Source organism: Candidatus Aeolococcus gillhamiae, from assembly GCF_016464765.1.
GTDB classification, from domain to species: domain Bacteria; phylum Chloroflexota; class Dormibacteria; order Aeolococcales; family Aeolococcaceae; genus Aeolococcus; species Aeolococcus gillhamiae.
In genome coordinates this window covers 1-7,690 of sequence record NZ_JAEKNS010000090.1, presented here as the reverse complement: position 1 = coordinate 7,690, position 7,690 = coordinate 1, and the positions used below count along the sequence as shown (strand labels likewise).

The 7,690-nt window shown below is 67.5% G+C and carries 8 protein-coding genes, 2 tRNA genes and 1 pseudogene; 5 read left to right on the top strand and 6 right to left on the bottom strand.

The genetic code is table 11. From position 1 onward, the window contains the following. Nucleotides 1–110: 110 nt before the first annotated feature. Both JF886_RS16930 and JF886_RS08695 read right to left on the bottom strand, forming a co-directional pair. Nucleotides 111–277 (bottom strand): annotated as a pseudogene (locus JF886_RS16930) (IS256 family transposase); the annotation flags it as partial. A gap of 226 nt (nt 278–503) precedes the next feature. Beyond that, entirely contained in the window at nt 504–1,145 is a 642-nt protein-coding gene (locus JF886_RS08695) for a dihydrofolate reductase family protein (protein ID WP_337311554.1), read from the bottom strand. A 168-nt stretch (nt 1,146–1,313) separates the two neighbouring features. Here JF886_RS08695 and JF886_RS08690 point away from each other — a divergent pair, with 168 nt between their 5' ends. After that, the gene (locus JF886_RS08690) at nt 1,314–1,619 is read left to right on the top strand and encodes an MmyB family transcriptional regulator (protein WP_337311551.1); all 306 of its coding nucleotides are present in this window, start codon (nt 1,314–1,316) and stop codon (nt 1,617–1,619) included. Nucleotides 1,620–1,868: 249 nt separating this feature from the next. Here JF886_RS08690 and JF886_RS08685 read toward each other — a convergent pair. From JF886_RS08685 to JF886_RS08675, 3 genes are all read right to left on the bottom strand, one after another. Next, a tRNA-Ser gene (locus JF886_RS08685) sits at nt 1,869–1,957 on the bottom strand. A 32-nt stretch (nt 1,958–1,989) separates the two neighbouring features. Further along, a complete protein-coding gene (locus JF886_RS08680; RefSeq protein ID WP_337311548.1) occupies nt 1,990–2,172 on the bottom strand; it encodes a hypothetical protein in 183 nt (60 codons plus the stop codon). A gap of 68 nt (nt 2,173–2,240) precedes the next feature. Then, nucleotides 2,241–4,040: a phospholipase C gene (locus JF886_RS08675; protein WP_337311546.1), complete on the bottom strand. Its 1,800-nt coding sequence runs from the start codon at nt 4,038–4,040 to the stop codon at nt 2,241–2,243. A 106-nt stretch (nt 4,041–4,146) separates the two neighbouring features. Here JF886_RS08675 and JF886_RS08670 point away from each other — a divergent pair. The 4 genes from JF886_RS08670 (at nt 4,147) to JF886_RS08655 (ending at nt 7,055) form a co-directional block, all read left to right on the top strand. After that, nucleotides 4,147–4,240 (top strand) — tRNA-Ser (locus JF886_RS08670). A 118-nt stretch (nt 4,241–4,358) separates the two neighbouring features. Beyond that, nucleotides 4,359–4,856, top strand: coding sequence for a hypothetical protein (locus JF886_RS08665; RefSeq protein ID WP_337311544.1), 498 nt, complete (start codon nt 4,359–4,361; stop codon nt 4,854–4,856). A 66-nt stretch (nt 4,857–4,922) separates the two neighbouring features. Beyond that, nucleotides 4,923–6,167: an MFS transporter gene (locus JF886_RS08660; RefSeq protein WP_337311542.1), complete on the top strand. Its 1,245-nt coding sequence runs from the start codon at nt 4,923–4,925 to the stop codon at nt 6,165–6,167. Between the two features lie 444 nt (nt 6,168–6,611). Beyond that, the gene (locus JF886_RS08655; RefSeq protein ID WP_337311539.1) at nt 6,612–7,055 is read left to right on the top strand and encodes a calcium:cation antiporter family protein; all 444 of its coding nucleotides are present in this window, start codon (nt 6,612–6,614) and stop codon (nt 7,053–7,055) included. Here JF886_RS08655 and JF886_RS08650 read toward each other — a convergent pair. Next, nucleotides 7,012–7,452, bottom strand: a complete 441-nt coding sequence (locus JF886_RS08650) for a hypothetical protein (RefSeq protein ID WP_337311537.1) — start codon at nt 7,450–7,452, stop codon at nt 7,012–7,014. The two genes, JF886_RS08655 and JF886_RS08650, sit on opposite strands and share 44 nt — an antisense overlap. Between the last annotated feature and the right edge of the window lie 238 nt (nt 7,453–7,690).

Genomic DNA, 7,690 nt, shown 5'->3' with positions numbered 1-7,690 from the left:
CGATGAATGGGCGGCGTGGCTCGCCGAGCGTCACATCCCACACGGAGGCATCGCCGACCTACCCTTCGGCTCTGGTCTGACGGTCCACGATCCTGACGGCATTCCGATCGAGCTCTTCGCTCCCCCTGCGCCGATCTGATCCACGTCCACGCCGTTCGGCTGGCCGACGTGGAGTCGATCGGGTTGGTGGTGCACAGGTGGATCCAGTGCTCGGCGGGTAGTCGTAGAAGGCCAGCAGCACGTCGAGGTCGTCGGTGATCTTCGCCGCCGCCTTGGGCCGACTGTGGGGCTGCGGTGTACCTCTGACTCACAGAGGATGAGTATCCCGCTGAGGTGGCCACGCAGTGGTCGAGGACGAGCTCGACGCCCTCGGTGAAGAACCAGTCAGGTAGCGGGTCTCCGCAGTCCTCGACGCCGAGGTTGCGATAGCTGACGCCTCCGGCACGTGCCCACAGTTCCGTGTGCAGGAATGACCGCGACGTGCCGCCGTGAGGTCGTCCTCGTCATCGGGTGAACGTGAGGTGGGTGACGCCGCGGGGCGTCGAGACCGCCTCCACGTCGTACTGCTGCTCCAACGCCTCCAGGCCGTCCCACAGCCGAACACCGCGGCCGAGCAGGATCGGCACCTGCACGACGTGCAAATGGTCGACGAGACCGGCGGCGATGAACGCGCGCATCATGGTCGGGCCCCCGCCGATGCGGACGTCCTGACCGTCGGCTACGTCCCGCGCCACCTCGAGTGCATCCGCTGGCGCGGCGTCGAGGAAGTGGAACGTCGTGCCACCCTCCATCTCCAGCGACGGGAGCGCACGGTGGGTCAGGACGTACGTCGGCGTGTGGAACGGCGGGTTGTCGCCCCACCACCCGCGCCACTCCGGGTCGTCCTGCCAGCCCGGAGGGCCGAACTTGCCCGCGCCCATGATCTCCGCACCGATCCCGGGTCCGTACCGATCGGCCATCACGTGATCGACACCCTCGGTACCGCCCGCCTCGCCGAGGACTTCGCGGCGGCCGAACCGAGTGGCGAACATCCACTCGTGGAGCCGATGCCCGGCGTGGCCGAACGGCGTGTCGAGGGCCTGCCCCTCACCGGTGGCGAACCCGTCGAGCGAGATCGAGAAGTTGTGGATGCGGACGCGCGACATGGCGGCTCCTTCGGGTGGTGGTGTCGGTCAGACTGGTTGACCTGTCCCGCGGCGAGATTTCATCGGCCGTGGGATTCAGGCGACCCCGAGATGGTGACCGAGCTTCTGCATCGTCTGTAGACCGAGCTCGACAGCGCCGAAGCCGATGGTTGCATCTCGCTACGCGCGTTGGTCGGCTCGGATGTCGACGATCCGGCCATGAACGAACTGGTGGCCGACCTGTCAGGCAGCAGCGACAGGTTTCGCGAGTTGTGGGCGCGACACGACGTGCGTCCGAGGCGCAGCGGCACAAGGCGGCTCGAGCACCCGCAGGTCGGTCGGCTCTCACTCCGCCTGGAATGGCTCCCGATCCCCTATACGGACCGCCAACACCTGACCATCTATCACGCCGCACCCGGATCCCGTGGCGCGGAAGCGCTGGCCCTTCTCGCCACCGCCTTACGCCGAACGAAAGCCGCGCACCAGCCAATTTGACGCCGACTACAGGAAAGTTGCGTGAAAGTCCGGCCCGGGCTGGCCGATTGAGGTGGCGGCGCACCGCTCTTGGCGAGCGGCTCGCCGCGCCGTTCGGTCCTGCGGCCCGCAGATCCGAATACGCGGAGTAACGGCCATGGTGGACCGGAACTAGTTTGACGCGTTTCGGGCGGGGCCCAAGCGGCCACCAGGGGCGAGCTCCCCCCTCAGCTTTGCTGAGTGCAGTGATATCAGGGTTGAATACGAAATTGGCGGAGAGGGTGGGATTCGAACCCACGGAGGCTATTAACCTCACCGCTTTTCGAGAGCGGCACCTTCAACCACTCGGACACCTCTCCGGGCGGCGAGTATAGGTGCGCTCCAGCCCTGCTCAAGTGGTGATGTGGATCTTCACCCCGAGGAGGGTCAGTGGCCAGAGGAGAACGACCAGGATCGCGGTGATGATCGCGCCCAAGGATCCCAGGTTGTCGAAGTAGTGGTGGCTGCCGGCGACGACCGCCCCGACGACGAGCCACACCACGATCACCAGTGGCACCGACCTGCTGCGGTACATGACAACCCTCCGGCTGGCGGCTCCGACCGACCGGAGCATAGCTGGCGCGTCCCAGTCCGCATCGCCGGTCAGGCTGGGCTGCGCTGCCCTCGACGCCGCAAGAAGGCGGCGACAGCGCCGGCACCGACCGCCACGGCGGGCAGCGCCCACGCACCCAGCAGCCCACCCTCGGGGACGACCGGCGAGGGACAGTTGGGGTCCGGCCCGCTGGGGCGCCTGACCGGGCCGGGCAGCGACTCCTGGGTTGGCATCTGGGCGGTTGCCGGCACGGGGTAGCCGGAGGAGAAGCTCGGGCTCGCCAGCGTCCCCGTGGGCGCGGGGCACTCGCTGGCCACCCGCGGGTCGCCGCGGTTGGTCAGGGGCAGCACCGGCGCGGAGGTGTCCGGGGCTGCAGCGAGGTTGAAGGCGCTCGTCAGGTCGCCGGTGGTGGATTCGCGCCACGGGCTCAGTCCCGGCGTGGTGGTGTTGGGATCCCGGCGGGGAACGTGGACCTTGACGACAGCCTCGACGAAGCGCAGCAACGACGTGTGGTCGAACGTGTCGCTGCAGACCAGCGGTCCGCCGGTTGGATTCGCGTTGCGGGCGAACGGCGAGATGACCAGCGCGGGCACGCGGAAACCGAGCCCGATCGGCTTGTTGAGGAAACCCGCGCCCTCGTTCAGGGCGGTGGGTCCCAGCTTGCTGACGTCGAAGAACTCGCCGGGACGTTGCGCCGGTAGGGTGGGGACAGGCGGAGGCACGTGGTCGAAGAAGCCTCCGTTCTCGTCGTAGGTGATGAACAGCACGGTGTTCGGCCACTGGGGCGAGTTGAGGAGTGCGGTCACGACCTTCTGGGCGTCGTCCTGTCCCCACTCGACGGGGGCGGGCGCGTGCTCGGTGTCCACCAGGCTGCCGAGGACCCATGACACCTGCGGCAGCTGCCCGGCGAGCGCGTCCGCGGCGAAGTCCCCGGGAAAGGCGTTGGAGCCGAAGGCGTTGGCGGCGAGCGTCGGGTTGCCACCGACCGGCCGGTACTGCGGGAAGTAGCGGAGGACGTTGTCGCCGAGGTGTGCGTCCGGCGTCCCGTACACCTTCCAGGAGACCCCGGCCGCCGTGAGCAGCTCAGGGTACGGCTTCCACCTGTGGCCAGTGCCGAGATTCGCGCCAGGGGATTGGATGGTGCCGGTCTTGGTGTCGAAGAACTGGCCGCCGCCGTCCCAGCAGTCCGGGTCGGCCGTGCCCGTCATGGAGTAGAGGCGGTTGATGTCAGTGCCGCCAATCACCGAGCAGAAGTAGTTGTCGCAGACGGTGAAGTTGTCGGCGAGCGCCCAGTAGAGGTCGACGTCGCCGGAGTGGTCGCGTGCGGGTGACCCTTGGTAGTAGCCCATCGTGATGGCGGCGAACTTGCCGTTCCCGCCGGGGTTACTCTGCAGGTGCCGCGCCACCCAGCTGTCCATCAGCCCGTCATTCCACATGGCGTGCTGGTCACTCCATTGGTGGCCGATGTCGTTGGTGCACTCGCCCTGGCTGGTGGACGGCTCGCTGGTGTTGATGTGGAATGGAAGGAGGGGATCGGGAGCGCCGGGGATGCCATCGATTGGGTAGCTCTGCTTGAAGATGGTGGTGCCATCGTCGGTATTGCTGAGACGCACGGAGCGGTCATCGAACCCACGCACACCCTTGTACCGGCCGAAGTAATGGTCGAACGACCGGTTCTCTTGGATGAAGATGACGACGTTCCGCACGTCGGCGAGGGTGCCGCACGTCGCCTGCGTGGCCGCGATGGCGCGAAGCAGTGCCGGCGACAGGCCACTGGAGGCCAGTGCGCCGCCGGCGGCGACTCCCGCCCCCGCCTTGAGGACATCCCTTCGGCTTGGCCTCCCCTCCATGCCCGGCAGTGTACGAACTGCGTCCCGGCACCCGAGATAAGGGGGCATTAAGAGGTCGCGCGCCGGCGATCCGAACCGTCGGAGGCCGACGGCTAGAATCGGCGGCGGAGCGATCGCCTAGTCCGGTCGAGGGCGCCGCACTGGAAATGCGGTATCCGGGGCAACTCGGATCGAGGGTTCGAATCCCTCTCGCTCCGCCAAAGCCCTTGTGCAGCAAGGGATTTAGGCTCTACCCTGAAGGGTAAACCGCTGTTCCAGCGATCCAAGGCACTGTGACAACGACTGTGACAACTGGCGCAGACTTGGTACAGTTCGAACATGAGAAAGCGCGTCAACGGCGAGGGATCGGTCTCGGCTCGGCCGCGGTCGGACGGCCTCTGGGTTGCGCGCTACACCGTGGTTGACGAGGGGGTAACCCGCCGGCCGGCGCTGTACGGAAAGACGCGCGCGGAGGCGGCTCGCAAGCTGCGCGCCGCGCTGACCGCTCGCGACGACCAGCTTCGGAGTCGGGTGGGCATGCCTAGCGTCGGGAGCTCTGCGCCGAGGTCGCGCATCGGCGCCGCCTCGACCCGTCCGGAGGCAAGTCGGCAAGGCGGGCGGGCCGGCGCGGTCGGTCACCCCCGGGTCAAGTACATCCGAATCGCCGACGTCACTTCTGGCCTCACGAGGGAGGTATGGATTCACCCGGACTCGATCGAATCCATTGAGGCGAACGGCAACGGTCAGACGATCCTCCGATTGAGGTCGGGCCGCCCACTGCTCGTCGACCGGCACATTGACGTCGTCCTTGGGGATCTCGGGCCCGAGCACAGCTAAGACGGGCGGCCACCCACCAGCGGGAACCGCTGCGCCATGACCAGAGGGGTTCCACTGCGGAGAACCGTGAACGCACCTCGATCTCGTCATCCTCTGACCGCCGACGCGGAGAAGTACCGAGCCGCGCTGTCGCAGCGCGGGTTCCGCGCGCTCTGGCTCGCGGCGCTGGTGAGCCGCACTGGGGACACGCTGAACTTCGTCGCGTTGGCACTGTTCACCCTCGCCATCACCAAATCGGCTGCGGCCGTCGGAACCGTTGTCCTGGCCGAAGGCGTGGGCCTGATCCTCGGTGCCCTGGTCGCTCAACTCGTCGTCGACCAGATATCGCCGCGACCATTGCTGATCTCAGTCGACATGGCGCGTGCCGTCACGGCCGCTCTCCTGGCGGCTGCTCCGAGCTACCCGACGGCACTCGGTGTGGCCTTCGTTCTGGCGCTGGGCACGGCCGTCTTTTCGCCATCGTCCTCGACGCTGGTGCCACGCCTGGTTCCGGGCGAGCTGCTGCTAGCCGCCAACGGCCTGCTCTGGACGGCGGGGGTGGCACTGCAGTTGATCGCCGCGCCTCTGGCGGGCGTTCTCGTCGCGAACGGCCTGGTGCGCCTGGTCTTCGCGGTCAACGCCGCCACCTTCGTTGGTTCCGGCCTGCTACTCCTGCGCCTACCCGCGCTCAGCCGCGTGAGCACCCTGACGATCGGACCGTGGCACCAACTGCCCGAGGCCTTCCGTCTCATGCGCATGGTTGGCGGGCTGCGGCCGCTCCTCGTCATGCAGGCGCTGGCCGCTCTTTCGGTGGGCGCCACCTCGGCCCTGCTCGTCGTCCTCGCCGAAAAGGCATACCTGCTGAATCCCGCGGGTTATGGGACGTGGCTGGGGGCGATCGCGCTTGGGGCGCTCGCCGGCCCGCTGGCCCTGCCACTCCTCGGGCGCGTTGCCCCGGAGCGGGTTGTTCCGGCCGCCTACGCCATCCGCGGCGTCGGCGACATGGGGCTGGGTCTCCTCAGCCAAGCCGGCGCCGGGGGCGCTCTGCTCGGTCTCTACGGCATCAACACCTCGAGCGGGATGGTGTCCTTTCAAACCCTGATCCAGCGCCGCATCCCGGAGCGCATCCGCGGTCGGACCTTCGCGCTGCTCGACCTCACCTGGCAGGTGGGCCGACTCGTCTCCATCGGCCTAGGCGCTTTGCTCGCCACGCTGGTGGGGATCCGGCCCGTGTTCATCGTTGGCGGGCTGCTCCTCATAGCGGCCGCAGCGGTCGGCGCTGTCGGCCTCCGAGCCGAACCGACAGCGGCCCGCGACCCAGAGGGCAGCTGACTCGGACCGGTGACCTCCGGCGTGGTTCGGTGTGCGGCTGCTCAGCCTGCCGGCGAACGGCGCGTGCTGGGGCCATCTACCCTTGCCGACGGCAAGCGATCCGGACTGCCGCGTGAAGCGCGGCCGTCGCGGGCGCGCACCGGACGTGCGTCCCAGTGACCGGCTGCGCAACTGTCAACGGGAGGTGAGTCGGCCGATGTGCACCGTCGGCCAGCCTCGACGCTATGCTGCGCCCCGCACGCGGGAGCTCGGACATTGCCGGGCTGAGAGGCGATGCTACGGTCGCCGACGGCCGAACCTGACCGGGTAATGCCGGCGTAGGAGGCAGCCATGGCAGCAGTCGCTGACCCCGTCGCACCGCATCAAGTCGATCGCGGGACTGGGAGGCGCCCGCAGACCAGCACATAGCCGCCTGAGTTCCGGGTGCCGCTTACCATCCCCGCCATGTCGCCTGTCCTGTCGCTGGTCGCCTTCCTCGGCGGCGTGGTGGTCGTGGTGCTCGCGACTGAGCGCCTGCTCAAGGGATTGGTCGGTGCCTCCCGCCTGCTCCGCGTTGCTCCCTTTGTGGCCAGCGCGCTGCTGGCCGGACTGGAGGCGGAGAACGTCGCAGTCGGTCTGGCCGCGAGCAGCCGAGGAGACGCCGAGATCGCGCTGGGCACCGCCTTTGGCGGGGCGATCTTCCTTGTCTGCTTCGCCCTCGGGATCGGAGCATTGATAGCGCCGCTCCGCTTCTCGCTGCCGCGCGGAATTCCCGGCTCTTGGCCGCCGTGCCCGTCGCTCGGCGATGTTCCATGGCGGAGTTCCTTGTCGGTAGGCGTCGTCAAAAGAAGCTCATGTTCACCAGCTATCGGGGTTGGGCACCAACCAGACCTTCGGATCGGCGGTTAAGTATCTCGTCCACTGTCTCGGATGCATTCCAGGCTCTGGTATCCAACCACAGGCCGACGGGGGGCATCTCTTCGATTCCGCCCTCGATGTGCTCTTCCCACTCGTTACTGCCGGAAGCTCGCTCACGCTCTCGTTGATGCAGAACCTCGACAGAAGGTCGGAGCATCACGAAATGGAACGGCCCGCCTGCCAGGTTCCCCATCAACTCCTGAAAGCGCCAACCAACGATGATGTCGGTAAGCACCGTGGTGAACCCTTCTCCGACGAATGATCGGCTGAGCAGACAGGCATTGCGCAGACGAGCGGTCAGTTGGGCACCAGCCTCGCCGATCACGCGACCCGTGGCTACGTCGATGTCGTCGCTGACGTCCGGCCATCTACACCCCGAAACGATCATTCGCTGCAGGTCGTCTGCCTCGACGTGGACGCCCCGGGGAAAGCGCTCGGCTAACAGGGTGGCAACCGTGGTCTTACCTGCCGCCTGGTTCCCGCTGGGTCAAGTCCCCTGTAGTGGTGTGAATTCGATGGAGTTCTCACAGCGTCGGTGAGCTAGGCGGCGATGCCTCCGGTGAGCGGGTTGGTGAGCAACGGCGGGCCCTCGGGATTGAGCAGCCGGGCCATGGACTGCTGGCTGA

Bases quoted from the DNA above. Each gene is read 5' to 3' on its own strand.
- JF886_RS08695 (WP_337311554.1), bottom strand. From the start codon at position 1,145: ATGTCGCGCGTCCGCATCCACAACTTCTCGATCTCGCTCGACGGGTTC.
- JF886_RS08680 (WP_337311548.1), bottom strand. From the start codon at position 2,172: ATGTACCGCAGCAGGTCGGTGCCACTGGTGATCGTGGTGTGGCTCGTC.
- JF886_RS08675 (WP_337311546.1), bottom strand. From the start codon at position 4,040: ATGGAGGGGAGGCCAAGCCGAAGGGATGTCCTCAAGGCGGGGGCGGGA.
- JF886_RS08665 (WP_337311544.1), top strand. From the start codon at position 4,359: ATGAGAAAGCGCGTCAACGGCGAGGGATCGGTCTCGGCTCGGCCGCGG.
- JF886_RS08655 (WP_337311539.1), top strand. From the start codon at position 6,612: ATGTCGCCTGTCCTGTCGCTGGTCGCCTTCCTCGGCGGCGTGGTGGTC.
- JF886_RS08650 (WP_337311537.1), bottom strand. From the start codon at position 7,452: ATGATCGTTTCGGGGTGTAGATGGCCGGACGTCAGCGACGACATCGAC.